Source organism: Flavobacterium magnum, assembly GCF_003055625.1.
GTDB classification, from domain to species: domain Bacteria; phylum Bacteroidota; class Bacteroidia; order Flavobacteriales; family Flavobacteriaceae; genus Flavobacterium; species Flavobacterium magnum.
Window position 1 is genome coordinate 1,852,027 of sequence record NZ_CP028811.1, and the last position, 25,488, is coordinate 1,877,514.

Here is a 25,488-nt window from a genome sequence, read left to right on the forward strand (position 1 = left end):
TAAGTGGGAATGAGTAGGGGAGCTTCAAAAAAAGGCTAGATGATATTGACTTCAGCCTCAATCCGGATGCCGTAAATATCATACACCGCCTGTTGCACTTTACGGGATAACTCGAGGATTTCCGCGCCGGTTGCCCCACCGTAATTCACCAACACCAGCGCCTGGTTCCTGTGCACGCCGGCGTCACCAAACCGCTTTCCTTTAAAGCCGGCCTGTTCTATGAGCCAACCCGCGGGCACCTTTACTTCGGTATCTGAAACAGGGAAAAATTTAATGTCAGGGAATTGGGCCTGCACGGCATCAAACTGCGTTTTCGGGATGACCGGGTTTTTGAAGAAACTCCCGCTGTTGCCCAGTTCGGCAGGATCAGGCAATTTGCTTTTACGGATTGCAATCACTGCGTTACTGACGTCCCTGAGCGTGGGCGTGGAAATGTTGTTTTTGGCCAGTTCCGCGAGGATGTCGCCGTAGGAAGTGTTTATTTTATGATTGCTTTTCGTCAGGCGGAATGTCACCGAGGTGATGATGTAACGGCCTTTGGCTTCATTTTTGAAAACACTTTCCCGGTACCCAAACCGGCACGCGTCCCGATCGAATGTGCGTAGTTCGAAGGTGTTGATGTCCATGGCTTCGCAACGTACAAACGTGTCTTTGATTTCGGTGCCGTAAGCGCCGATATTCTGAACCGGTGTCGTCCCGACGTTGCCCGGGATGAGTGACATATTTTCCAGTCCGCCGAAACCGTGATCGATGGTCCAGAGCACAAATTCGTGCCAGTTTTCTCCCGCATTGCACTGCACTTCGACAAACCCGTCATCTTCCGATACGATTGTCTTCCCTTTGATGTCGATGTGGATGACCAAAGCGTCAACATCGCGCGTGAGCAGCATATTACTGCCGCCACCCAGGATAAATTTGGCTTCCGATGGGTTCTGCCGCAGGACTTCGGTAAGTTCGTCAGTATTATGAACAGACACAAAGCGCCTTGCTCTGGCGTCAATTCCGAAAGTATTGTATTGTTTGAGCGAAAAGTTATCGAGGATTTCCATCAGGCTGCAACATTGAATTTCCCGCCAAAGGTAACGCAATATTTTGGAAACTTAATTGCTGTCTGCGGCAGCGGTAAAAGTCTGCACATAATACCTGAGCCAGATGTGGAGCATGAAAAGCGGCATAACGTAAGATACGACCTGCCAGTCACCCTGCCTGAGCCGGTCGGCAAGTTTTTTTGCGTCGATATGCTCGAGGTACGGCATCCTGAAAATGTCACTTTTTGTAAAGGCTTCGAGTTCCTCCGCGAAGGCCGGATTTTTCGTGAGGTAATCGCCCCACGGCGCACTGAGCCCAATTTTTCGGAAGCTCAGGATGTCCGAAGGCAACCGGTTTTCTACCGATGATTTAAGTATGTATTTCCCTTTCTTTCCCGTAAAAAGCCATTTGTCATCGAGCGATCCGAGTCCTTTTACAAGTCTTTGGTCCAGAAATGGCTCGCGGCATTCAATCGACGCGCCCATCGTACAGCGGTCATTGCGGTCCAGCAACGAACACAGGTAGGTGTGTTGGTCGAAATACAGCATCTGCCGTTTCAGGTTTCCGGGATACAGCGATTTGGCTTCTTCGTAGATGTGATGACGGTAATCGTTTGCGGGTTCTTTGGAAATGCCGAAAACCCTGGCGATGTCGTTGGGGTAAATATTCGAACCGTTGTAGATGATCAGGCCGGCCTCACTGCTAATCTGAGTGTATCGGGACAATTTGTCAAAACGCGCATTTTTCGAGAAGATCCCCATACTGCTTATGGCCCCAATGGATTGCAGCAATGATGGGAAGCGCAACGGCTTGTAACGCACGTAGCCGCCCATGAGTTCGTCAGCGCCTTCGCCCGAAAGCAGGACCTTGACCGCTGGTTTGGCGAGTTCTGAGACTGCCAGAAGATGCGGTTCGCTTAAATGCATCAGCGGCTCATCGTGGTAGTAAGCTGCGGAAATCATTTTCCTGAAGAGTTCGTCGCCCTGAAGTTCTAACGAATCGAATTGATAGTTGAACTGCTCTGAGAGGTTTTTGGCCAGGTGCGATTCGTTGTGCTCGGTCTCCGAAAATCCGATGTTGAACGTCTTGATGTCCTTATAGTCCTGATGCTTTAGCGAGGCCAGTACTGAAGAGGAATCCAGGCCGCCACTGAGTAAGACGCCCACCGGCACGTCGCTGACCATCCGCAGTCTGACTGACGCGTCAAAAGTTCCTGCGAACCATTCTTTCGGGTCTTTTATCTTCGGCTGCCCGAGGATTTCGGATTTCAGGTTCCACCACCGCGTACTGTCTACCTTCCCATTTTCTGAAACGGTCATGATATGGCCAGGCAGCACCTTTTTCACGTTTTTAAACAGTGTCTTTTCACCTGCGACAAAACGATTGAATATGTATTCTTCCAATCCGTCAGGCGCAACCTGCAGCGGCACGCCTGCCGCAAAAATCGCTTTTTGTTCGGAGGCAAAATACAACGTATCGTTATGAAACGAATAATAGAGCGGCTTGACTCCCATCCGGTCACGCACCAAGGTGAGTTTCCGTTCGGTTTTATCCCAAATGGCAAATGCGAACATGCCATCGAGGCGGTGCAGCATCGCAGTGCCCTGTCTTTGGAACAGCGCCATCAGCACCTCGGTGTCTGACTGGGTTTTTATGTTGTACCCGGCTGCTTTGAGTTCGTCGTAAAATTCCCTGAAGTTGTAAATCTCTCCGTTGAACACCATAGCGTACCGACCGTCGTCGGACAGGAACGGCTGGTGTCCCGCAGCTGAGGTGTCCAGGATTGAAAGACGCCGGTGGCCCAGCCCCAGATTTCCATCGATAAAAATTCCTGCGTCGTCCGGCCCGCGATGGGCCAGTGCGTCACGCATTTTGGTCAAAACCCGTTCATCGGCCTGCTGCTGATGCAAATTCAGAATACCATTTATACCACACATGGTCAGTTACCTTTAAAGTTATTGATCAGCTCGTGATACCGTTCCGCAATGACTTTCATGTTCACTTTGTAATCGGCATGTTCTTCAACAAATTTTCGGTTATTTTTTATTGCGGTTTGAATGGTTTCGGAATTTTGGGTCGCCCACAGGAGCTCGCCGGCCAGCATTTGTGCATCGTCTGTCGCAATGAGCTGCCCGTTCCCGCGGTGCTTTATCCAACTCTGGTTGCCCGGAATATCGGTAACCAAAGGATAACAGCCTGCTGCCATCGCTTCAAATAATGATGCCGATACGCCTTCAGTTATCGGCATGCTGATGTAATAATTGGATTGTTGTAATAACGCAGGCAATTCGCGGTTGTCAATCCGGCCCGTGAATATTACTTTATGGTCGATTTTCAATTTCTGTGCCAGATTTTTGAGGTTGTGCAGCTCTTTCCCGTCGCCGACAATCGTAAGTACGAAATCCGTTCCGTTCCGGTTCAGGATGTCGAACGCTTTCAGGATGACGTCATGGCGGTATTCGGGGAGCAGCGACCGTGTGACGATGGCTTGGATGACTTCGGATCGGACTTCCCGGAACGCAAAGGATTCGAGATCAATGCCTTTCGGAAGGACCATTACCTTATCCATATTGACATTTGCTTCTCTCATCGAAATGGTCATCACCGGACCCCAGGCATGAATCAGGTCGGCCTTGCTGAAGGCGTGGTGCTGAATGACGCGTTTCAATGGCAGCAGCAGCGACTGTTCCGGCCAAAGGTCCGTCCGTCCCTGTTGGGCTATCGCTACGGGCTTCACGCCGCAAAGTGCCGCGAGGAATCCATAACTGGTGGTTCGTTCTGCAATGACCATATCGGGCCGGTGTTTGCGCACCAGTCTGCGGATACTCCACAACGCCAGTTTAAATTCAAAAAGCCGTTTGACACGGTTGAGCCCGACGTTTGACGACTTCAGTTCCCAGGCTACAATGTCAAAGTCACCAAACTCCCTCAGGCCGTTCATCCAGGTGATGGCATCGGCGCGATAGGATTCGCCAAGGAAAAGGATGGTCTTCTTTTGCTTCATGCTAATCGTTTTGCGTCAGCGCCCTGGTAAGGAATTCGGTCATTGGCCTGAGCACGATCAGTTTTTTTACGGTTTTGGCAACGAAGTCTTTATCGAGTACCTCTTTCGTGGCGAAATCGGCGCTGGCCGTAAAGCTCTTGAGTTTCAGGAAATGAATGCCGGGGTGGTCTTTTTCATATCCTTTCGGCACCGTTTTGAGCGAATTGTTTTCATTGACGTCTAGTCCGCCGAAGATCGTCTTAAACTCCTTATCATCAACAATAGCGTCCAGGTCCTCATGAAAGAACGCAATTTCCTTGCGGATCTTTTTCAGTTCCTCATTTTCAGGCTGGTAAAAACCGCCTGCGACAAAACTGCCCTGGGGTGCGATGTGTACATAATATCCCGGACGGTTCGCGCCCTTTGCCAGACCTGAAAACCACATGCCCATATGGTCCTTGTAAGGTGATTTGTCTTTCGAAAAGCGGATGTCGCGGTTGATACGGAACGTACAGTTTTTAACCTCAAGATGCTCCAGCGCCGGGTCGAGCGGCTTCAATGCATCCAGTAAATCAGAGACAAGCTTGTGGTAATCCGCCTTGTAGGCATCGTACCGTTTTTTGTTGGCCAGGAACCAGTCGCGGTTGTTGTTGGCTTTGAGGTCTTTCAGGAATTGCAGTGACTCTTTCGCAAGCATATTACAATTGTTTTTTTAGGTCTTCCTCGCTGATAAAACCGGTGTGCTGCCACTTTACCGTTTTGTTTTCATATAAAAACAGCGCCGGCAGTTCCTCAATCTTAAGTTGTGACATCAGTGTTTTGTTTTCGTCAGCATTAAGCCTTATAATCACCACCTTGTCTTTTAAATCGGATTGCATTTTGGTCAGGTAGGGAGCCATTTTTTTGCACGGTCCGCACCATTCGGCATAAAAGTCGACCAGAACTTTCTTATCCGTATTGAGTAATTCCTCGTACTCCTGCGAACACATCCCGATAATGCGGTCGCTTTTTGGGGCGAGGCCCGCGGCGTTCCATTTGATGATGCCGCCCTGAAGCTCATACACGGTCTTGAACCCCATTTCAGAAAGTTTTTCGGCAGCCTGTTTGCTGCGCCCACCGCTCATGCAGTATACGAAGACGGGCTTCGACTGATCGTATGCAGCAGCCTTTGTTGCGAAATCCTCGCTATTCCAGTTGACGTTGTTCGCATTGTCGAGGTGCTGGTCGTTGAATTCCTCGGGTGTACGGACGTCAAGAATCTGCGGCTGGGGCGTATTTTTTATCTTTTCGGCGAAAGCCAAAGCGGGTATAGACTCATATTTTTTGGACGTCTGCGCCTGGCAACTCAGGAAAAAACAGACCAATACCGGAAAAATCATTCGTATTTTCATCGTAAGGTTTTTAATAGGTTGCTAAAATAAAGTATTTTTTTGTTTGCCCTCAAAAATATAGGTGAACGACCCAAAGTATACTATAAATTGAAAATCCTGTACGTCTGGTGTGTCGATTTTACGATAGCTTCCGTGCGTTGCGGATGCGTATCGGATATAAAAAGCTGGCCAAAATCATCATTATTGACCATCTCTACGATTTTGCCCACACGGGTCTCATCGAGCTTATCAAAAATATCGTCAAAAAGCAAAATCGGTTTCTCGCCGCTTTGCTGTTTTACGAACTCGAATTGTGCGAGCTTTAAGGCAATCAGGAACGATTTCTGTTGTCCCTGCGAACCGAACTTCCGTATCGAATGCTGGCCGAGCTCAAACGACAGGTCATCCCGGTGGATGCCCACTGAAGTATAATGCAGCATGCGGTCCCTGTTAATGTTTTGTTCGAGCAGCTGCAGCAGTTGGCCTTCGTGCAGCTGGCTTTCATAAATGAGCTGCACGGCCTCGCCCGAGCCGGTAATGGCCTCGTGATGGCGATTGAAAATGGGCGTAAAATCGGCTAAAAACGACTTTCTTTTTTCATAGATTTTCTGACCGACGGCATCAATCTGCGCATTGTATATATTTAAGGTATCGGTTTCAAACACGTGGTTCAGTGCAAAATACTTGAGCAGGGCATTGCGCTGTGCGAGCACCTTCTGGTATTGGATCAGCGATTGCAGGTACAGGGCATCGGACTGTGAGATGACGCTGTCAATGAATTTGCGGCGGGTTTCACTGCCTTCGACAATCAGGTCACGATCGGCGGGGGAGATGATCACCAGTGGGATGAACCCAATATGGTCTGAGAATTTGTCATAAGGTTTGCCGTTGCGCTTCAGGATTTTTTTCTGTCCCTTCCTGAGGCTGCAGACAATTTGTTCGTCGCGCTGCTGCTTGTCGAAAGTGCCGTCGATCACGAAAAATTCCTCGCCGTGGCGTATGTTCTGGACCGCAAGCGGATTGAAATAGCTTTTCCCGTAGGCAAGATGGTAAATCGCGTCGAGCACGTTGGTTTTCCCGATACCGTTTCTACCGACGAAACAATTGATTTTGGAATCAAAATCGAAATCGGCATCCGAAAAATTCTTGTAATTGAAGAGTGAAATTTTTTTTAAATACATCGTGTGAACCCCTGTGAATGCTGGGTGTATTATTGTGTTGCAGGCAGCAAAGGAACCGACCGTACAGACAGCTCGCAAATTATTGAAAAATATCGACAAAACATCTTTTGTTATTGAATAAAAATTTTATTTTTGCACCTCACTAAATTATAATAGATGGCAACTTTTAACAAAAGAGGATATAAAGCACCAAAACCGAAAGAGGAGAAAATTGACGACCAATTTGTTGACGACACGGATTTGAATATTGACGAGAAGGACAGTGCTACGGCCAGCGTCTTCAACTCGTTGGATAACACCGCGTCAAAAACCGAAGAGTTCGTCGAGCGCAACCAAAAGGTGATTTTCGGTGCTGTATTTGTAGTTGCCCTGATTGCTGCCGGTTACTTCCTTTATCAGAAATTTGTGGTAGAGGCCAACGAGGCTGAAGCCAACAAGGACATGTTCCAGGCGCAGAAATATTTTCAGCAGGCCACTGACGGGGTAAACCCGGATTCGCTTTACGTGCTCTCGCTAAACGGGGGTGAAGGAAAATACGGATTCATTAAACTGGCCGATAAATACTCAGGTACTGATGCCGGAAATCTTGCCAATTACTACGCTGGGATGGCTTACCTCAATACAGGCAAATTTGATGATGCGATCAAATACCTTGAAAAATTTGATTCTAAAGAAGAGTTCCTTAGTGCAACTGCTACGGGAGCCATCGGTGATGCGCATGCCGAAAAGAACCACCTGAAAGAGGCTTTGGAATTTTATTTGAAAGCCGCTGACGCGACCAAAAGTGATGCCATCAGGCCGCGCTTCCTCCTTAAAGCAGGTAAAGTAGCTTTGGAATTGGGTAAGAAGGCTGATGCATTGAAATATTTTACTGAAATCAAGGAAACTTTTGACATGACACCTGAAGCACAGAATATTGACGTGCTGATCGGATTGGCACAATAAATATCAGGGTTCACGGGGTTGTGAAAGAGACATCATAAATCTGAAGGAATCATGGCTACTGCTAGTAAAAATTTATCGGACTACGACAAGAATACGATCCCAAATGCGAAAGATTTTCGGTTTGGGATTGTTGTTTCTGAATGGAACAACCACATTACAGAAGGGCTTTACACCGGCGCCGTTACGGCATTAATGGATTGTGGCGCCATTGATTTCAACATCATCCGGTGGAACGTGCCCGGAAGTTTTGAATTGGTGTATGCTGCAAAAAAAATGATTGAAACCCAAAAGCCCGATGTGGTCATAACGATAGGCAGTGTCATCCAGGGGGAAACCAAGCATTTTGATTTTGTTTGTGAAGGGGTGACCCAGGGCATTAAGGATTTGAACATACTTACAGATATTCCGGTTATTTTCTGTGTACTCACCGATAATAATGAACAGCAATCTATTGACCGGAGCGGCGGCGCTCACGGCAATAAAGGCACTGAAGCGGCCATCGCGGCCATTAAGATGGCCTTTTTGCGGCAACAGGCCAATTCTGGTTATCCTTTCCCGACGCAAAACCTGTTGGAACCCGGAGCCATCCGCATCGAAGGGACTTACAAACTTGAGGAATAACTTTCTCTGTACAGATCATCGTCAAACCTGGCCATAGCGGACAGGTTTTTTTGATTAAAAGGACCGCTCATTTAAGATTTTGGCGTCCGGATTTCCGCAATATTTATGTAACTTTGGGGTTGTCCGGAAATCGGTTCCCGAAGCCCGAAGTACTAACAAAAATGCCCAATGCCGAGTATCATCCAATTGCTCCCAGACCATGTCGCAAACCAGATTGCTGCCGGAGAAGTCGTCCAGCGGCCCGCTTCGGTTGTGAAAGAATTGCTGGAGAATGCGGTTGACGCGAAAGCAACCGACATCAAGCTGATTGTCAAGGATGCAGGGAAGTCACTGGTGCAGGTCATTGACAACGGCGTGGGCATGGGGGTCACCGATGCCCGACTCTGCTTTGAGCGGCATGCCACTTCAAAAATACGTCAGGCCGAAGATCTGTTTTCACTGCATACCAAGGGTTTTCGCGGCGAGGCGCTCGCGTCGATAGCCGCCATTGCCCATGTGGAAATGAAAACGCGACAGGATCAGGAAGAGCTCGGAACGCATATCGTGATTGAGGGCAGCCGGTTTGTGTCCCAGGATGTCGCGGTACTGCCTAAAGGGACGTCATTTGCAGTGAAGAACCTGTTCTTTAACATTCCTGCAAGGCGCAATTTCCTGAAGTCGGACATCGTGGAACAGCGCCACATCATCGACGAGTTCCTGAGGGTCGTCATGGCACATCCGAATATCCATTTTACTTTGTACCATAATGGCAGCGAGGTTTTTAACCTTCCGCAGTCAAACATCCGGCAACGTGTTGTCAATATTTTCGGGGGAAAGACCAATGAGAAACTCGTGCCTGTCCACGAGGCCACCGATATCGTTTCCATACATGGATTTGTATCGAAGCCCGAGTTTTCAAAGAAGAGCAGGGGAGAGCAGTTTTTTTTCGTCAATGACCGTTTCATCAAGAGTGGCTACCTGCACCATGCCGTAATGGCGGCTTATGAAGGACTGCTGAAAGATGGTTGCCAGCCCGCGTACTACCTTTACCTCGATGTGCCGCCGCACACCATCGATATCAACATCCATCCTACCAAGACCGAAATTAAGTTTGACGACGAGCATGCGTTGTACGCGATCTTACGATCGGCAATAAAGCACAGCCTTGGCCAGTTTAATGTGGCGCCTGTGCTCGATTTTGAGCGCGATCCAAACCTCGACACGCCTTACGATTATAAAAATCAGCAGGCGTCGGTACCCCTGATACAGGTCGATGCCAATTTTAATCCGTTTGCAGACGACAAGCCGTCTAGGCCTTCGTACTCCACTTATAAGAAGCCGGACACGTCTCACTGGGATGGACTGTATGTCGGACTCAGGCAGGAAGCCGAGACGATTACCGCGCCGGTTGATATCCAGTTTGAGCAGGAGGAAGTCACCGCGGCTTTATTTGACGACCACGAGCAGGAACTGCAAGCCGTCAAATTGTTCCAGATCCACAAGAAATACATCGTCAATCCGATTAAATCCGGAATGATCATTGTCGACCAGCAGCGGGCGCACCAACGGATCTTATATGAAAAATTCCTGGCCAACATGACCGTCCGCCAGGCGGCGAGTCAGCAGTTGCTGTTTCCGCTGACCTTGTATTTCTCAAAACAGGAAATGGAGCTGATGGCAGAATTGCAGGAATCATTGGTCAATACGGGATTTGTTTTTGAGAGTACGCACGAGGATCATGCCGTAATTTCAGGACTGCCTGTCAATGTTGCCGAAAGTGAGGTTTCGATATTACTGGAACAATTATTGGGTGATCTCCAGGACGGGATTCCGGACAGCGCGTTTAGCCAGAATGACAGCATAGCCAAGTCTATGGCACGAAGCCTCGCCGTTAAGACCGGGACATTTTTGAACGAAAAGGAACAGGAAAACATCGTCAATGGGTTGTTTGCCTGCAAGGATCCAAACGTGTCGCCTTTTCAAAAGCCGACTTTCATTACGATGCGGGTGGAAGACCTGGATAAAAAATTTGCTTTATGATGAACAACATGACCCCGGTGGTGAAACAGCTGCTGATCATTAACATTATTGTGTTTATAGGCGCACAGCTCATGGGAGGAAACCCAATTGAAGCCAATGCCGCATACCGACAGCTGTCGTTGTTTTATTTCGAAAACCCGAACTTTAAGATTTGGCAGCCCGTGACGAGCATGTTTATGCACGCTCCATTCCCGAATATCATGCACATTGCCTTCAACATGATTGCGCTGGTGTCGTTCGGGTCGATGCTTGAGCATTTTTGGGGCGGCACGAAATTCCTCATTTTTTATTTTGTTTGCGGATTGGGCGCTTTCCTGATGCATACCGGAGTCAATTACTATTTTTATCACGAAGGCGTAACGTACATGACTTCACTCGGACTGGGTGACCGGATCCCGGAATTCCTGTCATCGGGCACTTTTAAATATCCGACAAATATCAGCATCGACAACCAGGTTCTGGGCAATATGATTGACGCTTACAACGGCACGGCGGTTGGCGCTTCGGGCGCAATTTACGGTTTGCTCGTGGCATTTGCATTTATGTTCCCGATGGCGGAACTGGCACTTTTCTTCATTCCAGTGCCCATCAAGGCAAAGTATTTCGTTCCCGGACTCATTGCCGTGGATCTCTTTCTCGGACTAAAGGGCAGTTCGCTTTTCGGCGACAACTCGGGTGGAGGCATTGCGCATTTCGCCCATATCGGAGGCGCTCTGCTCGGATTCATCATGATGATGTCATGGCGTAAGAACAAATTTCAAAACAACCGCTGGAATTAAGTTATGGGACTATGGGATGACCTGAAGATGCAATACAGGATGGGCGGGATCACCCAGCGCCTGATCTTTTGGAATATTGGGGTTTTCCTGGTATCGCTTATCTTTTACGAATTCCGCCTGGGTACTTTTATTTTTCCGGATTGGCTTGCCCTGTCTTCTGATCCGTTAGTTCTTGCGATCCATCCATGGACTTTGCTCACGTATGCTTTTCTCCACAGTGGCTTCCTCCATTTACTTTTTAATATGCTCGTACTGAACTACGCAGGAATGCTGTTCCTTACTTTTTTCAAGGAAAAGCAACTCGTAGGATTGTACATTTTGAGCGCTATATTTTCCGGGATAATTTTCTGTGGCGCCTATTTCCTGATGGGCAGGGTATCAATTATCGTCGGGGCGTCAGCGGCCATTATGGCGATCCTCGTAGCGGCGACGACTTACAGTCCGCACATGCCAATACGGCTGCTCCTTATAGGACGCGTCCAGCTTTGGCACATGACGGCTGTCATCCTGATCATTGATCTCATGCAGCTGATGATTGAAAATACAGGAGGACATATTTCCCACCTCGCCGGCGCGTTTTTCGGTTTCACCTACATCAAACTCCTGCAAACCGGCACAGATCTCAGCAAAATCGTTACAGGTACCGTAGACGGTGTGCTGCGGATGTTCAAGCCGTCACAACCCAAACCCTTTAAAAAAGTACACCGCAATTACAATACCCAACCACGGTCAACCACTGCGTCAAAGACCGCCGTTAAGGACAAAAAGCAGCAGCAGATTGATGAGATCCTGGACAAAATCAGCCGTTCAGGTTATGACAGCCTCACACAGCAGGAAAAGGATTTTCTGTTCAATGCCGGAAAATAATTTCGCAGCTCACTAATTGTTTGTAGATTAGTGCTGTTTTCGGCCAATTCCCATGCAGCAATGAAAAACCTTTCGCTATTCAATAAAATCATGTTCGTTTGCAACATCATTCTCGCGTGCTGCACGTTCATGGCTTACCTGCTGCCTTTCATGGCCCCGAAGTTGTTCCCGTTCCTGTCAGTCTTCACGCTGGGCCTGCCGTTGATGCTGGTGCTGAACCTGCTGTTTTTTGCATATTGGGCGGTGCAATTCAAAAGACAGGTGTTGTTGTCGGGCATTGTGCTGCTGATCGGGATCACGTTCATCAATAAATTTTATAAATTTTCCGCGCCCGACTATGTGCCGGCAGCTGGGGATTTTAGCGTGATGAGCTATAATGTCAGACTTTTCAACAAATTCGAATGGTCAGACAAGGAAACGGTCCCCGTAGAAATCTCGGATTTCGTCAAGGAAAAGAACCCGTCTTTGTTGTGCATACAGGAGTTCTCAAACGCGGCTGATTTCGATTATTCGGGCTTTCCGCACCGCTTTATTTTCTCGAATGGCAAAAAAATAAAAACGGGGCAGGCGATTTTTTCCAGATTTAAGATCATCAATACCGGCCATATAGAATTCCCGGACTCAAATAACAATGCGATTTTCGCCGATGTCATCAAAGGGAAAGACACCATCAGGGTTTATAATATGCACCTGCAATCCATTAAGATCAGTCCCGATGTGCACGACATTTCGGAAGACATCAATGAAATCAACCAGAAGAAATCGGAGATGATGTTCAGGCGGATCGGCAAGGCATTCCGAAAGCAGCAGCTCCAGGCCGAAATCATCATGAACCACAAACAAAACTGCAAATATCCGATCATCATTTGTGGGGACATGAACAACAGCGCATTTTCTTATGTCTATCGGAACATTAAGGGCGACCTGAACGATTGTTTTGTAGAGGCGGGAAAAGGTTTCGGCAAGACGTACGATTTCAACTATTATCCGGCGCGGATTGACTATATTTTTGCCGATGAGCGGTTTGATGTCAGGATGTTCAACAGTTATCCTGAAATCGTGGATTCAGACCATTTTCCGGTGATGGCGGTGCTTTCAGAAAAAAAAACCAATTGACGTCACCAAGGTCGGGCGATAAACCCATTTAGCATTTTGGCTTTTAAATTGCCTGCCTCTTCAAATAATCCAATGCATGCCGTCCTTCATTAAACAGCAGGTCCAGGATGCTGAGGTTGTTGATAAAACCGTGCTTATCCCCGAACACCTGAGTGTAAGGTTCCAGGGCAGCCTTGTCCTTTTTGCCGTTTGCAAGGTGACGGAAATCCTGAAATCCTGCGCCATCCTTGAAATATTCTGAGGTTTTGTCGTATTGGAAGTCCATCCTGAGGCACTTCGCTACAATGTCCATGGTCTCGAGATTGAGGTCCATCAGGAACGTATACTCTTTTTCAAAAACCGGCATGATGGCATCTTCAAAGTATTCAAAAAACGGCGAACTGCGGTAGGCGGCTTCCAAAGACTTGAAGTGCTGTTTCTGCCAGTCAAATGCCGTTTCCAGTCGGATGTCACGCGTTTTCTGGTGTGCGTTTTCCCTGCTGTGCTTCACGGGGATATTCAGCAGTTGTATCCCGTTGGGGCTGTAAATATACATGCGATTGCGGTTGGTCTGCTTCTGGAAATTGTCGTCCATTTCCAATGTGACTGCCCCGGCCTGCGCCATGGCGGCAAACGTCGAGATGCTTGGGAAATAGGTTGGATGGATCAGGATAGACATGGTTTTGCCTTTTACATGTGACATTGCAGACACCGTAGCCTGCGATTTTTTCCAAAGTATCCCGGAAATGCGGCAAGCTGCGGAATCCGAACCCTTAAGCTGTTTTTTCTTTTCTACGGTTCATAAAGAAAGTGATTCCGAAGTATGCTGCCAGCGCAATCAGGAAGAATTTAAAATAAGAGTAGGGTTCGCCACTGCCGCCAACTGTGGTGAAAAGCCTGTCCCAGCGGACGCTCCAGTTTTTGATCCCGTCGTTGATCCCGTCGACGCTCATCCAGATAAATACCGGTTTCCCGACGATATGATCTTCCGGAACAAAACCCCAGTAACGGCTGTCCTCCGATTTGTTGCGGTTGTCTCCCATCATCCAGTAATAGTTCATTTTAAAGGTGTAACTGGCTGCTGGTTTTCCGTTCACGAAAATCTGGTTGTTTTTGACTTCTAGTGCATTGTTCTCATACACTGAAATGATGCGTTTGTAAAGCGGAAGGTTTTCCATGGTCAACGCCACGGTGGCGCCACGCTTCGGAATCGTGATTGGTCCGAAATTGTCTTCACCCCATTTCGAATCATGCGGGAAAACCCGTGAGTCGTTATTTGCGGGCTTATAGCGCACCACCGAATCGATTGTCGGATTTTTGCGCAGTATTTCCGCCTCTTTCAAAGTGAGGTTTGCGAAGTTCTCCGCCTGGTATTGCTCCTGGGCAAACGCGCCCGACTTCTGTAATACCGATGCGGGCAATCCTCTTGGCCCGGTATAGACTATATTGTCTTTGGCACCTGTCAGGTAGGGGCGCAGCATGTTAAACTGTTCTTCAGAGTTTACCTCCACTTTATAGGCGCGTTGGTAGTCGTTGGTTCCTAAGGATTTCAGCAATTCGGTGCTTACGCCTTCTTTTGCGGCATAAATCCGGTGCATATATTGTACTTTCGCCCTGTCGGTGTAGGTCATTTCGCTGCCATTGACGAACAAAATGCCATTCTTGCCCTGAACCACATCACCAGGCGTCCCGACGCAGCGTTTTACGTAATTCGATTTTTTGTCGATTGGCTTAATGACGGCCTTTCGTCCGCTTTTATCGAAAAAGACGTGTACGGTATCTACCGGCCAGTTGAAGACCACAATGTCATTTTTTTTTACATCCTCAAATCCTGGCAGCCTGAAGTATGGCAATTGTGGCCAATTCAGGTACGATTTGGTTTTTACGATCGGAAGCGTATCGTGTACCATCGGCGCAGCGACAGTGGTCATTGGCGTCCTGGCACCGTAATTCACTTTGGAGACAAACAGGAAATCGCCTACAAGCAGGGTGCGCTCAAGGGAGGCCGTCGGGATGGTGAAGGGCTGGATAAAATAAGTATGTACAATCGTTGCCACGACGACCGCAAACAACAGCGAACTCACTGTGTCACCCATTTTGGTGGCTGCCACGAGGCTTCGGCCTTCAAGATGCTCCAGGTCCTGCGTATAATTCAGGTAATATATGTAAAAGCCCAGGGTAAACAGCACCAGTAGTGTGTCAACCGTTGAATTCCTTCCGAAACTCCTGATGGTCTCCACCCAGATAACCGGGAACATGATCAGGTTGACAATCGGGATAAACAGCAGGATGGTCCACCATGTCGGTCGGTTAATGATTTTCATGAGCACAATGGCGTTGTATACCGGCACCGCCGCTTCCCAGGCTTTCCGCCCCGCTTTGGTATATAGCCTCCAGGTTCCTGCGAAATGGATTACCTGCAGCAGCAAAAAGAACACAAACCACTCTGATAAATTCATATTGTCAAACTTTAATTGTTATGCTTATTTTTTTAGCCTTCCGGCAGATTATATCCTAAGTGTCGGTTTGTTGCGGATTGTTACAATCCCAGCACATCCTTCATCGTAAAAACGCCTTTTTTTCCGGCAATCCATTCCGCAGCAATGACCGCACCAAAGGCAAATCCCTCGCGGCTGTGGGCTGTATGTGTAATCTCAATCGTATCGATGGCGGAATCGTATCTTACCGTATGTGTTCCGGGTACTTCGTCGACACGCAGGGCTTCAATTTCAATCTCTGCGGCCTTTGGGTCTGACAATACCCAGCGTTCATAAGCAGAATTGCCGATAATGCCGTTAGCGAGCGAGATGGCTGTCCCGCTTGGCTTGTCGAGTTTCTGCGTGTGGTGGATTTCCTGCATTGACGCCTTGTATTGCGTGAATTTCGACATCATTTTTGCCAGATGGTCGTTCAGCTCAAAAAACAGGTTGACACCAAGGCTAAAATTCGACCCATAAATAAAAGCCCCGTTTTTTTCACGGCAAAGCGATACCATGGCATCATAGGATGCCAGCCAGCCAGTGGTCCCGGAGACGATCGGGATGCCACGTTCGAGGCAAGCCGATATATTGGCGACTGCGGCGTCAGGCACGCTGAAGTCGATTGCCACGTCAGCCTGCGCCAATCCGTCAAATGAATCGGAACTGGTTTTGCGAAACACCACCTGATGGCCGCGGTCCAAAGCGATTTTCTCAATCACCTTGCCCATTTTGCCATATCCCAACAGTGCTATCTTCATTAGAAACTATAGTTTAATGACAATCCGACATTGTGCCTGTAATTGATGTCTGTCGGGTAATAATCCGGACGCAACGACAAATTGTCGTTGACGTTGAACTGCAATAAGTGCGCATCCACATTGGCGTCCACGATATTCAGCACATAAATCCCGACCGTGATCAGGAAAGACAGGTCGCGGTTGCGCTGAAACGTTTTCTGTGCATTGAGCAGCGTAGCGGTGCTGTACTGTCCGTCAAATTCGTCTTTACCCCCGGCAAGCCGCACTTTGTAAGCATCGCGGAAGCGGTGGTATTTTTTATTGTTGTCTGCAAAAAAATAAATACCCGTACCCAGTGCGCCATAGACAATCGGTATTTTCCAATAACGTTTGTTGTAGGCCTGCCCCAAACCGGGAAGTATTGCCGAATAAAATGCGGCTTTGGTCGGAGCCAGTGGATTGATGGGCTTTCGTTTGATTGTATCGGCCATAATCAGCACATCATTCTGTTTTGTCTGCGCCGACAAAAAGAGGCTGCACAGCAAGCAGAATGACCATATGGAAATATTCCGAAGCACTAACTCTTTAAAAGTTTTAGGATGCGGTTGAAATCCTCCTGGGAATGAAAAGGGATCGTGATTTTTCCTTTGCCATTGCCGGCTATTTTGATTTCGGCTTTGGTCCCGAAATAGTTATTGATCGCTTTCTGCTGCTCGTCGGCGACGGTAAAGGTATCGGCCTTGGTTTTTGCAGCAGGCTTTGGTTTGAGGCTTTCCTGGTAATTTTTTACCAAAGCTTCGGTTTCGCGAACCGACAGGTTTTCGCTTACGATTTTATGGTAAATATCCGCCTGTGCGTCTTGGTCTTCGATGTTGATGATTGCCCGTCCGTGGCCCATCGAGATGAAGCCGTCACGGATTCCGGTCTGGATAATGGGGTCGAGTTTCAGTAAACGCAGGTAATTGGCAATGGTCGAACGTTTTTTTCCGACACGGTCGCTCATCTGTTCCTGAGTAAGTTGAATCTCATCCATCAGACGCTGGTAGGATAATGCAATTTCAATCGGGTCGAGGTCGTGGCGCTGGATGTTTTCAACCAAGGCCATCACCAACGATTCATTGTCGTTGGCAATCCGGATGTAGGCAGGAACCACTGCAAGTCCCGCAATTTTCGAGGCGCGCAGACGGCGTTCCCCGGAAATCAGCTGGTATTTGTTAAAATCGAGCTTCCTGACGGTAATCGGTTGGATGACGCCCAACTCCCTGATCGAAGTGGCAAGTTCCTGTAACGATTCCTCATTAAAATTGCTTCGCGGCTGAAACGGATTAATCTCAATCGCATCGAGTTCCAACTCAATAATATTGCCGACAACCTTGTCTGCATTCTTATCGTCAACCGATTTAATATCGTTATCAGGATCCTTAAGCAATGCCGATAATCCCCTTCCGAGTGCCTGTTTTTTTACCGCTTTGGTCATGATAAACTGTTTTTCTTGATGATTTCCTGTGCGAGGTGCAGGTAATTCGTCGCACCCTTGCTCGTCGCATCGTAGTTGATGATGCTTTCCCCGAAACTGGGGGCCTCGCTGAGTTTCACGTTGCGCTGGATCACCGTATTGAATACCATATCGCTGAAATGCTTCTGCACTTCCTCAACCACCTGATTTGATAAACGCAGGCGCGAGTCAAACATGGTCAGCAGCAAGCCTTCAATGTCAAGTGACGGATTATGGATTTTCTGCACGCTCTTGATGGTATTGAGCAATTTCCCAAGTCCTTCCAGGGCAAAATATTCACACTGGATCGGAATCACGACAGAATCCGCGGCGGTCAGCGCATTAAGCGTTAAAAGGCCCAACGATGGCGCGCAGTCAATCAGTATGTAATCGTATTGGTCCTTGATTCCCGCCAGCGCTTCCCTGAGCATGTACTCACGGTTTTCCTTGTCAACCAATTCGATTTCTATCGCCACCAGGTCAATGTGTGCGGGAATCACTGAAACGTTCGGTGCGCTGCATGCCATAATGGCTTCTTCGGGCGTATTGCTGTGCTCCAGGATCTGGTAGGTCCCGATGGCTATATTCTCAATGTCAATCCCGAGGCCCGAACTTGCGTTGGCCTGCGGATCGGCATCGATAAGTAACACTTTTTTTTCAAGTACCCCGAGCGAGGCGGCCAGATTCACAGAAGTCGTCGTTTTTCCTACGCCGCCTTTCTGGTTGGCAATGGCAATAATCTTACCCATTTAAGTTTCAAAATTTGGAGCGGTAAAAATACAATTATTTATGGGTTTTTCAAGGGTAAATTGTTAACAAAGTTGCAAAGTTGCAAAGTGGCGTTGCGGTGTATTGAGGGCTTTTTTTTCGGGAGCTGATCCGGCACTCCGCTGTATCTTTTACTGCTGAAAAACGCAGTAAAAGGATGCCGCTCCGGTCCGGGCTAGGGGCGGGAGACACACCGGGACAGTTCGCGGTTGCAATTGCCTTTTATGATGATTTTTTGGCCTTGATCATCGCTTCGAGCATATCCCACATTGAATCCGGAATTGCCTCCAGCAGGTTGAATTGTCCCGCGCCTTTGAGCCATTCGCCCCCGTCAATGGTAATGACTTCGCCATTCACATACGCTGAAAAATCGGACACCAGGTACGCCGCAAGGTTGGCCAGCTCCTGATGGTCGCCCACGCGTTGCAGCGGCACTTTCTTGGCCATATCGAATTTTTGCGCCAGGTCGCCGGGCAACAGGCGGTCCCAGGCGCCTTTCGTCGGGAAAGGTCCGGGAGCGATCGCATTCGACCGGATGCCGTATTTCGCCCATTCCACAGCGAGGCTGCGTGTCATCGCCAGCACGCCGGCTTTGGCGGTTGCACTGGGCACCACGTACGCCGATCCGGTCCAGGCATAAGTCGTCACGATATTGAGGATAACATTGTCCGTTTTTTTGGTTTCAATCCAATGTTTCCCAAAAGCCAGCGTGCAGTTTTTTGTGCCCTTCAGGACAATGTCGATAATCGTATCGAAGGCGTTTGCAGAGAGTCGTTCAGTGGGCGAAATAAAGTTACCCGCAGCGTTATTGAGCAGCACGTCCACCTTTCCGAAAGCCGAAACGACCGAGTCAAGCATTTTTTCCACCTGTGCATAATCGCGCACGTCGCATTGCACGGGCAGGCATTTGGCGCCATTTCGGTTTCCTGCGGTGGCTGCTTCCAGTTCTGCTGCAGTTTTTTCCAGTTTCTGGAGGTCACGGGACGTGATGGCCACACTGGCCCCGAGTTCGAGGAAATATCGTGTCATCGCCTTCCCAAGGCCGCTGCCGCCGCCCGTAACTACAATCACCTTATTTTCAAGTGCACCGTCACGGAGCATTTTTTTTGAGAAATCCATGGTTTTGGTTTTTGAGCTAATATAAATAGAAAGTTCGGAATTCGGAGCAGCGGTAACAAAGATTGCCGGCGTTTTGATTTTTCCGGCATTTTTTTTTAGCTGGTTAAAAAGAGAGGCCCCAAATGATTATTTTGCAGCCTGAAACCATTACGACAAACAGCCATGAAAAAGCTTTTTCTTTTATCAGCCTTGGTATGCGGCCTGCACGGATTTTCCCAGAAAATGCGTTATGGCGCGCTGTTGGGTATGAACGCTTACGACATTGAAGTGAGCGGACCGCTGATTGCAGGCAACGGACTCAGTGGTCTCAACTTTGGCGGATTCATCGATTACCAGTTCAGCAGCCACTGCGGATTGAAGGTGAACATGATTTTCAACAAGACCACTGAAACCGATTATGGGCCATTGGAGTCGGGTACCTACTACGAAATTTTCGACGAGGCGAAACTCACCACGTTGCAGTTGCAACCCCTCATTAAATTTGACGTCAACAAGGTATACGCCAAAGGTTTTTACCTACAGGGCGGCCTGAATATGGTCAATATCCTGAGAGCCAGGGCTGACGACGGGACATCTTTGAAGAATTTTTATAACCGTACCGCATTCAGCGGTATGCTGGGTTTCGGTGTGACTTTCTTGAAGCATTACAGCTTTGAATTGATGGGCAGTTACAGCCTGACCAATCCGATTGGTTTCCCCGAAAGCAGAGCCAGAAATATGGGAGCGTACACAAACCTCCTGATTGATATCGAGTCATTCCTGAAATAAGATATTTCGGCTGATCCAAAAAATAAAAACCAATCCCGGGAAGGATTGGTTTTTTCCGTCGGGATGACTGGATTCGAACCAGCGACCCCTAGCACCCCATGCTAGTACGCTACCAGGCTGCGCTACATCCCGAAATGGGTCTGCAAATATATTTCATTTATGGAACTGGCAAAATAATTAGCCGATAAATATGCAATTTTTTGCAGGGCATGCCCGCCAAGGTAAACTCAGTGCGCCGCTTTTGTTTTTCCGAAGATCTTTTTAACGATGGTAATTACCGCGACGGCTGCGAGTCCGACTGCGAGTCCGAGTATAAATTCCGTCAAAGTGACCGGAAGCCCGGGCAGGAAATGATGGAAATAACCGATGTTGTGCATGAAAATTCCTCCGGCGACCAGGATCAGTGCCAATGTTCCGACAACGGCGAGCATCTTGATGACCATAGGCAACAGCCACACCAGGAATTTTCCCAATCGGCATAAAAAACCGGAATTGTTACTTTTCCGCATCAGGTGGTAACCCGCATCGTCCATCCTTACAATCAGCGCCACGAGTCCGTAGACGCCGATTGTCGCAAGCACCGCCACGATGGTAACGGTCGCGATCTGCGTGGTCAGGTCCTTTTCTAACACCGATCCGAGCGCGATAATCACGATTTCGACCGAAAGGATAAAATCAGTAGTGATGGCTGACCTCACTTTCACTTTTTCATCATCTGCGGCGTCGCTGATATGCGCCTCGGTTGTTTCCGCGACATGCTTTTTATGGAAAAAATATTCGATGATTTTCTCAACCCCCTCGTAAGCCAGGTAGATGCCGCCCGAAATCAGGGCAAACGTAATGGCTATGGGGAAATAGTAGTTCAGCAGGAACGCGATTGGAAGGATGATGAGCTTGTTCAGGAACGATCCTTTCGTGATGGCCCAAAGCACCGGTAGCTCCCGGCTGGCAAGGAATCCCGTCGCTTTTTCCGCATTGACGGCGAGGTCGTCGCCTAAGATCCCTGCTGTCTTCTGTGTTGCGATTTTGCTGCTCACGGCAATATCATCCATCAAAGCTGCAATGTCGTCTAATATTGCAAAGAAACCTCCTGCCATATTTTTGATTTGAATTTTTTCTAATTGTTTGCTGTCAGCATGAGGATCACTTCAGGCGGTGCCTGCGCTCAATTGTAAGCGTTAATTCCCTCAGGTCGCTGCTATACTTCGGGCATCAAGATCTCCAGTATCTGGATCGCCGCCTCACTGATTTTGGTTCCCGGCCCAAACACCGCTACAGCTCCCGCATCAAAAAGATACTGATAATCCTGTGCCGGGATTACGCCGCCTACGATTACCATAATGTCTTCCCGGCCATAACGCTTCAGCTCGGCAATAACCTGTGGTACGAGGGTTTTGTGGCCTGCAGCCAAAGAGGAGACGCCCAATATATGCACGTCGTTTTCCACGGCCTGTTTCGCGGCCTCCGCAGGGGTCTGGAATAACGGCCCGATATCAACATCGAAACCGACGTCGGCGTACCCGGTCGCGACTACCTTTGCGCCGCGATCGTGGCCGTCCTGGCCCATTTTTGCAATCATGATCCTTGGCCTGCGTCCTTCCGTTTTTGCGAAGGCGTCGGCAAGTTGCTTCGCTTTGGCAAAGCTTTCGTCGTTCTTGATTTCTTTACTGTACACGCCGCTGAATGATTTGATTTGTGCTTTATAACGCCCGAAAACCGTTTCCAATGCATCGCTGATTTCACCCAGTGTGGCCCGGTGGCGTGCCGCTGCTACCGCGAGTTCGAGCAGGTTTCCGTCTCCGGTCTTTGCGGCGGTAATCAGTGCGTCTAAGGCGACTTTAACTTTAGCATTATCTCTTGAGGCTTTAATTTGTTCAAGCCTTTCCACCTGCTGTTTCCGCACCATCTGGTTATCAACATCAAGAATGTGCAGTGGATCTTCTTTTTTCAACCTGTATTTATTGACGCCGACAATGATGTCCTGGCCGCTGTCGATGCGTGCCTGCTTGCGCGCAGCAGCTTCCTCAATGCGCAATTTGGGGATGCCTGCTTCAATCGCTTTGGTCATGCCACCGAGCCGTTCGACTTCTTCAATAAGTGCCCAGGCTTTGTCGGCGATTTCCGCGGTAAGCGATTCTACATAATAACTGCCCGCCCACGGATCGACGGTTTTGGTTATTTTGGTTTCCTCCTGTAAGAAAATTTGTGTGTTCCGTGCAATCCTGGCCGAGAAATCGGTGGGCAGCGCGATGGCCTCATCCAATGCGTTCGTATGCAGTGACTGGGTACCGCCGAATGCTGCTGCTGCTGCCTCAATGCAGGTGCGCGCTACATTGTTAAACGGATCCTGTTCCGTCAGGCTCCACCCTGATGTCTGGCAATGTGTGCGCAGCGCCAGTGATTTTTCATCCCTGGGGTGAAACTGCTTCAATAGTTTTGCCCAAAGCATCCGCGCCGCACGCATTTTGGCAATCTCCATAAAATGGTTCATGCCGATCGCCCAGAAAAACGACAGCCTGGGTGCAAACTCGTCAATATTCATGCCTGCTGCCAGTCCAGTGCGGATGTATTCCAATCCGTCTGCTAAAGTATAAGCCAGCTCAATATCTGCCGTGGCGCCCGCTTCCTGCATATGGTAGCCTGAAATTGAAATCGAATTGAATTTCGGCATTTTCTTACTGGAATAATCAAAGATATCCGCGATGATTTTCATCGATGGGGCAGGAGGGTAGATGTAGGTATTGCGTACCATAAACTCTTTGAGGATGTCATTTTGGATCGTTCCGGAAAGTTTTTCCGGCTTCACGCCCTGCTCCTCGGCCGCGACGATATAGAACGCCATTATCGGCAATACGGCGCCATTCATTGTCATCGAAACCGACATTTCGTCCAGCGGAATCTGGTCGAACAGCAATTTCATATCCTCAACCGAGTCAATGGCGACACCGGCTTTACCGACATCCCCTACGACACGCTCATGATCTGAGTCGTAACCGCGGTGCGTGGCCAGGTCGAAAGCAACAGACAACCCTTTCTGCCCGGCGGCAAGATTTCGCCTGTAAAAGGCATTGCTTTCCTCGGCGGTTGAAAATCCTGCATATTGTCTGATGGTCCAGGGTCGGCGCACGTACATCGTGGCGTACGGACCGCGCAAATTCGGAGCAAATCCCGCGCCGAAATGCAGGTGTTCCAGCGCTTCCACGTCCGATTTTGAGTAGGAAGACCTGATCCCAATGCCTTCTGCCGTTAAAAAGGCGCTGTCGTCGTTTAGGCTTAGCGAACCGTTATTTTGGCTATCGGCCAGACTGAGATGTCCTAAATCCTTTCGCATCATTTCTCCACAATTTTAAAAGTCCATTTCCGCGTCGTATAATTGGAATTCGCGGCTTCCATGATGCCCGCGCCAATCGTTGCTCCTGATCCTGCCACAAACACGAGGAATGCGGCATTATTCCCGGCAGTGGCGATGGCAATTGAGGTCGCTACCGTCGCCAGTCCCGCGAAGAGCACTACGGTTTTTACTGTCCCGAGCACTTTTGGCTGTTTCTTAATGCTTTGCAGGCTGTCAATCGGGATGGTATGGTTACCGATCTTCAAGGTGGTATTGTCGGTGAACGCAAGCAATCCTACGTGTTTTTTATGGTCGAGCGTGCGCGCTTTGACGCGTTCGTTTTCGATAAAGGTTTTGATTTTGCCGCTGTCGTTGTTGGTGAGTTCCAGTGCACGTTGTTGTGAAAAGGCGGCGAAAGAAACAAGACAGGCTAAAAGAAGTAAGGTGTTTTTCATGGGTTTTCGTTTTCGGTGTCGAGGCGTTCCTGTTCCATTTTTTCGGCAAGGCGCTTCTCGATGATGGGTGGAATCAGTGTTTTTCGGGGTTTTAGCTTTACGAAAGGAAACAACTCGAGTTCATGCTTCATCCTGTCGTTTTTGTTTGGGTATTTGTTTGTCCCCAAAAGCACTTCTTTGCCCGAATCGAACAGCTCTTGTTCACGTTGCGCGCTATCGTTGATTTTCTTGTTGATTGTACCATCGGAAAGCTGTTTCAGGAATCCGCCCGCGGCCTCGATTTCCTTAAACAGTGCCAAGGCTTTTTCTGCCAGTTGCAGTGTCAGGCTTTCAATGTAATAACTGCCGTCGGCCGGGTTTTCGGCCTTGTCAAAATAACTTTCGTTTTTCAGGATCAACAACTGATTCCTGGCAATCCTGCCTCCAAATTCATTGCCCTTATGATACAGCGCATCGTAAGGCATATTCGCCACGGCATCGGCGCCGCCTGCGATTGCTGCCATGCTTTCGGTCGTAGTGCGCAGCATGTTCACGTTATAATCGTAAAGCGTCTTGTTTCGTTTCGAAGGCGTGGCGATGATATGGCAACCGGTTTGCACGCCATATTCTCTGGCCACCAGATCAAACAAAATACGCAATGCCCGGAGTTTGGCAATCTCAAAAAAATAATTTGACCCGATGGCGACCTGAAACACGGGTGGGTGGGCTATATCCGGGATGTGATTGAAATATTCGTTGGCATGCGACAGTGAATACGCCAGCTGCTGCACGATATTCGCGCCGGCATTCTGGTACAGGGCACTGTCAATGCTGATGGTTGGAAAGGTTGCACGTCCCGGTAAACCGCGCAGTGCTGAAAAATTGTCCTCTCCCGGAGTGTCGATCCAGTTTCCTTCCCTGGCGAGGTGCCCTACGGGATCGATCAGGCAGTAAATCGACGCTTTATTGTCATTGGCAAATGCAGACACCTTCTCCATGAAGGCCTTTGAGATGAATGGAAGGCTCAGGTAAACCGTTGTGCCATCCGCAGGAAGGGCCGAAAGCAGCCGAACTATGTCAGTGTCTGCCGAAGGAATATGGAAACGCAGGCTTTCTGCGCCGCGGCTCAGGCAATCCTGTGCCCTGCTGATGGATTTCTGCAATTCGAAAACGAAAATATCCTCGCAGATCGAAAATCCTTTCTGGCTTTGTGGCTGCAGGGTGGCAGTGTCCTCATCGGCGTGGTAGAAAGGTTTCACCTTAATGCCTTCCGGACTTTCCCAGACCAGCGTTTCGTTGTAATCGGCGCCGCGAAGCTCAAACTGGATCTGCTGCTTCCATTGTTTAGAGGATACGGGTCCGAAGGCGTCAAATGATGTAGGTTTTGCCACGCAAAAAATGTTTTATGTGCTTTAAAAAGAAGCGTTATTTTGTGGAACGAAATTTACTTAAAAAAAACGAATCGGA

General features: G+C 48.7%; 24 protein-coding genes and 1 tRNA gene. 7 read left to right on the forward strand and 18 right to left on the reverse strand.

Going from position 1 to position 25,488, the window contains the following annotated elements:
* Window positions 1–35 precede the first annotated feature (35 nt).
* The 6 genes from murB to recF all read right to left on the reverse strand — a co-directional run bounded on the left by murB (window position 36) and on the right by recF (window position 6,563).
* Entirely contained in the window at window positions 36–1,049 is a 1,014-nt protein-coding gene (gene murB / locus HYN48_RS07575; RefSeq protein WP_108370533.1) for a UDP-N-acetylmuramate dehydrogenase, read from the reverse strand.
* Window positions 1,050–1,100: 51 nt separating this feature from the next.
* A complete protein-coding gene (gene asnB, locus HYN48_RS07580) occupies window positions 1,101–2,966 on the reverse strand; it encodes an asparagine synthase (glutamine-hydrolyzing) (protein WP_108370534.1) in 1,866 nt (621 codons plus the stop codon).
* Between the two features lie 2 nt (window positions 2,967–2,968).
* Window positions 2,969–4,033: a glycosyltransferase family 1 protein gene (locus HYN48_RS07585; RefSeq protein WP_108370535.1), complete on the reverse strand. Its 1,065-nt coding sequence runs from the start codon at window positions 4,031–4,033 to the stop codon at window positions 2,969–2,971.
* A 1-nt stretch (window position 4,034) separates the two neighbouring features.
* Complete coding sequence (locus HYN48_RS07590; protein WP_108370536.1) at window positions 4,035–4,709, reverse strand: DUF2461 domain-containing protein; 675 nt, start codon at window positions 4,707–4,709, stop codon at window positions 4,035–4,037.
* A 1-nt stretch (window position 4,710) separates the two neighbouring features.
* Window positions 4,711–5,403, reverse strand: a complete 693-nt coding sequence (locus tag HYN48_RS07595; RefSeq protein WP_108370537.1) for a thioredoxin domain-containing protein — start codon at window positions 5,401–5,403, stop codon at window positions 4,711–4,713.
* 80 nt (window positions 5,404–5,483) lie between these two features.
* A complete protein-coding gene (gene recF / locus HYN48_RS07600) occupies window positions 5,484–6,563 on the reverse strand; it encodes a DNA replication/repair protein RecF (protein WP_108370538.1) in 1,080 nt (359 codons plus the stop codon).
* A gap of 156 nt (window positions 6,564–6,719) precedes the next feature.
* On the opposite strand from recF, the gene HYN48_RS07605 reads away from it, so the two are divergent.
* The 6 genes from HYN48_RS07605 to HYN48_RS07630 all read left to right on the forward strand — a co-directional run bounded on the left by HYN48_RS07605 (window position 6,720) and on the right by HYN48_RS07630 (window position 12,910).
* Window positions 6,720–7,508 (forward strand): tetratricopeptide repeat protein, encoded by a 789-nt coding sequence (locus tag HYN48_RS07605; RefSeq protein ID WP_108370539.1) that lies wholly within the window; start codon window positions 6,720–6,722, stop codon window positions 7,506–7,508.
* Window positions 7,509–7,559: 51 nt separating this feature from the next.
* Window positions 7,560–8,129 carry a 6,7-dimethyl-8-ribityllumazine synthase gene (ribH, locus tag HYN48_RS07610; protein WP_108370540.1) on the forward strand — a complete coding sequence of 190 codons (570 nt, stop codon included), beginning with the start codon at window positions 7,560–7,562 and terminating at the stop codon, window positions 8,127–8,129.
* 168 nt (window positions 8,130–8,297) lie between these two features.
* On the forward strand, window positions 8,298–10,148 hold the full coding sequence (gene mutL / locus HYN48_RS07615) for a DNA mismatch repair endonuclease MutL (RefSeq protein WP_108370541.1): 1,851 nt from the start codon (window positions 8,298–8,300) through the stop codon (window positions 10,146–10,148).
* On the forward strand, window positions 10,148–10,927 hold the full coding sequence (locus tag HYN48_RS07620) for a rhomboid family intramembrane serine protease (RefSeq protein ID WP_108373471.1): 780 nt from the start codon (window positions 10,148–10,150) through the stop codon (window positions 10,925–10,927). The genes mutL and HYN48_RS07620 overlap by 1 nt, the downstream gene beginning before the upstream one ends.
* A 3-nt stretch (window positions 10,928–10,930) precedes the next feature.
* Entirely contained in the window at window positions 10,931–11,794 is an 864-nt protein-coding gene (locus HYN48_RS07625; protein WP_108370542.1) for a rhomboid family protein, read from the forward strand.
* A gap of 60 nt (window positions 11,795–11,854) precedes the next feature.
* Window positions 11,855–12,910, forward strand: coding sequence for an endonuclease/exonuclease/phosphatase family protein (locus HYN48_RS07630; protein ID WP_108370543.1), 1,056 nt, complete (start codon window positions 11,855–11,857; stop codon window positions 12,908–12,910).
* A 43-nt stretch (window positions 12,911–12,953) separates the two neighbouring features.
* On the opposite strand, the gene HYN48_RS07635 is transcribed toward HYN48_RS07630, so the two are convergent.
* The 7 genes from HYN48_RS07635 to HYN48_RS07665 all read right to left on the reverse strand — a co-directional run bounded on the left by HYN48_RS07635 (window position 12,954) and on the right by HYN48_RS07665 (window position 19,488).
* Window positions 12,954–13,568 carry a WbqC family protein gene (locus tag HYN48_RS07635; RefSeq protein WP_108373473.1) on the reverse strand — a complete coding sequence of 205 codons (615 nt, stop codon included), beginning with the start codon at window positions 13,566–13,568 and terminating at the stop codon, window positions 12,954–12,956.
* A 94-nt stretch (window positions 13,569–13,662) separates the two neighbouring features.
* On the reverse strand, window positions 13,663–15,348 hold the full coding sequence (gene lepB / locus HYN48_RS07640; protein ID WP_108370544.1) for a signal peptidase I: 1,686 nt from the start codon (window positions 15,346–15,348) through the stop codon (window positions 13,663–13,665).
* An 80-nt stretch (window positions 15,349–15,428) separates the two neighbouring features.
* Window positions 15,429–16,127 carry a 4-hydroxy-tetrahydrodipicolinate reductase gene (dapB, locus tag HYN48_RS07645; RefSeq protein ID WP_108370545.1) on the reverse strand — a complete coding sequence of 233 codons (699 nt, stop codon included), beginning with the start codon at window positions 16,125–16,127 and terminating at the stop codon, window positions 15,429–15,431.
* A complete protein-coding gene (locus HYN48_RS07650) occupies window positions 16,127–16,597 on the reverse strand; it encodes a DUF5683 domain-containing protein (protein WP_219909578.1) in 471 nt (156 codons plus the stop codon). Before HYN48_RS07650 ends, dapB begins: the two co-directional genes overlap by 1 nt.
* A gap of 86 nt (window positions 16,598–16,683) precedes the next feature.
* Entirely contained in the window at window positions 16,684–17,583 is a 900-nt protein-coding gene (locus HYN48_RS07655) for a ParB/RepB/Spo0J family partition protein (RefSeq protein WP_108370547.1), read from the reverse strand.
* Window positions 17,580–18,350: a ParA family protein gene (locus HYN48_RS07660; protein WP_108370548.1), complete on the reverse strand. Its 771-nt coding sequence runs from the start codon at window positions 18,348–18,350 to the stop codon at window positions 17,580–17,582. The genes HYN48_RS07655 and HYN48_RS07660 overlap by 4 nt, the downstream gene beginning before the upstream one ends.
* A 241-nt stretch (window positions 18,351–18,591) precedes the next feature.
* Window positions 18,592–19,488, reverse strand: coding sequence for an SDR family oxidoreductase (locus HYN48_RS07665; RefSeq protein WP_108370549.1), 897 nt, complete (start codon window positions 19,486–19,488; stop codon window positions 18,592–18,594).
* Window positions 19,489–19,650: 162 nt separating this feature from the next.
* On the opposite strand from HYN48_RS07665, the gene HYN48_RS07670 reads away from it, so the two are divergent.
* Window positions 19,651–20,256, forward strand: coding sequence for a porin family protein (locus tag HYN48_RS07670; RefSeq protein ID WP_108370550.1), 606 nt, complete (start codon window positions 19,651–19,653; stop codon window positions 20,254–20,256).
* Window positions 20,257–20,314: 58 nt separating this feature from the next.
* On the opposite strand, the gene HYN48_RS07675 is transcribed toward HYN48_RS07670, so the two are convergent.
* The 5 genes from HYN48_RS07675 to HYN48_RS07695 all read right to left on the reverse strand — a co-directional run bounded on the left by HYN48_RS07675 (window position 20,315) and on the right by HYN48_RS07695 (window position 25,412).
* Window positions 20,315–20,388: transfer RNA gene (locus tag HYN48_RS07675), tRNA-Pro, on the reverse strand.
* 95 nt (window positions 20,389–20,483) lie between these two features.
* Window positions 20,484–21,353, reverse strand: a complete 870-nt coding sequence (locus HYN48_RS07680) for a DUF808 domain-containing protein (RefSeq protein WP_108370551.1) — start codon at window positions 21,351–21,353, stop codon at window positions 20,484–20,486.
* 101 nt (window positions 21,354–21,454) lie between these two features.
* The gene (scpA, locus tag HYN48_RS07685; protein WP_181248437.1) at window positions 21,455–23,590 is read right to left on the reverse strand and encodes a methylmalonyl-CoA mutase; all 2,136 of its coding nucleotides are present in this window, start codon (window positions 23,588–23,590) and stop codon (window positions 21,455–21,457) included.
* Window positions 23,587–24,042: a hypothetical protein gene (locus tag HYN48_RS07690; RefSeq protein WP_108370553.1), complete on the reverse strand. Its 456-nt coding sequence runs from the start codon at window positions 24,040–24,042 to the stop codon at window positions 23,587–23,589. The genes scpA and HYN48_RS07690 overlap by 4 nt, the downstream gene beginning before the upstream one ends.
* Window positions 24,039–25,412 (reverse strand): methylmalonyl-CoA mutase subunit beta, encoded by a 1,374-nt coding sequence (locus HYN48_RS07695; RefSeq protein ID WP_108370554.1) that lies wholly within the window; start codon window positions 25,410–25,412, stop codon window positions 24,039–24,041. The genes HYN48_RS07690 and HYN48_RS07695 overlap by 4 nt, the downstream gene beginning before the upstream one ends.
* Window positions 25,413–25,488: the final 76 nt, after the last annotated feature.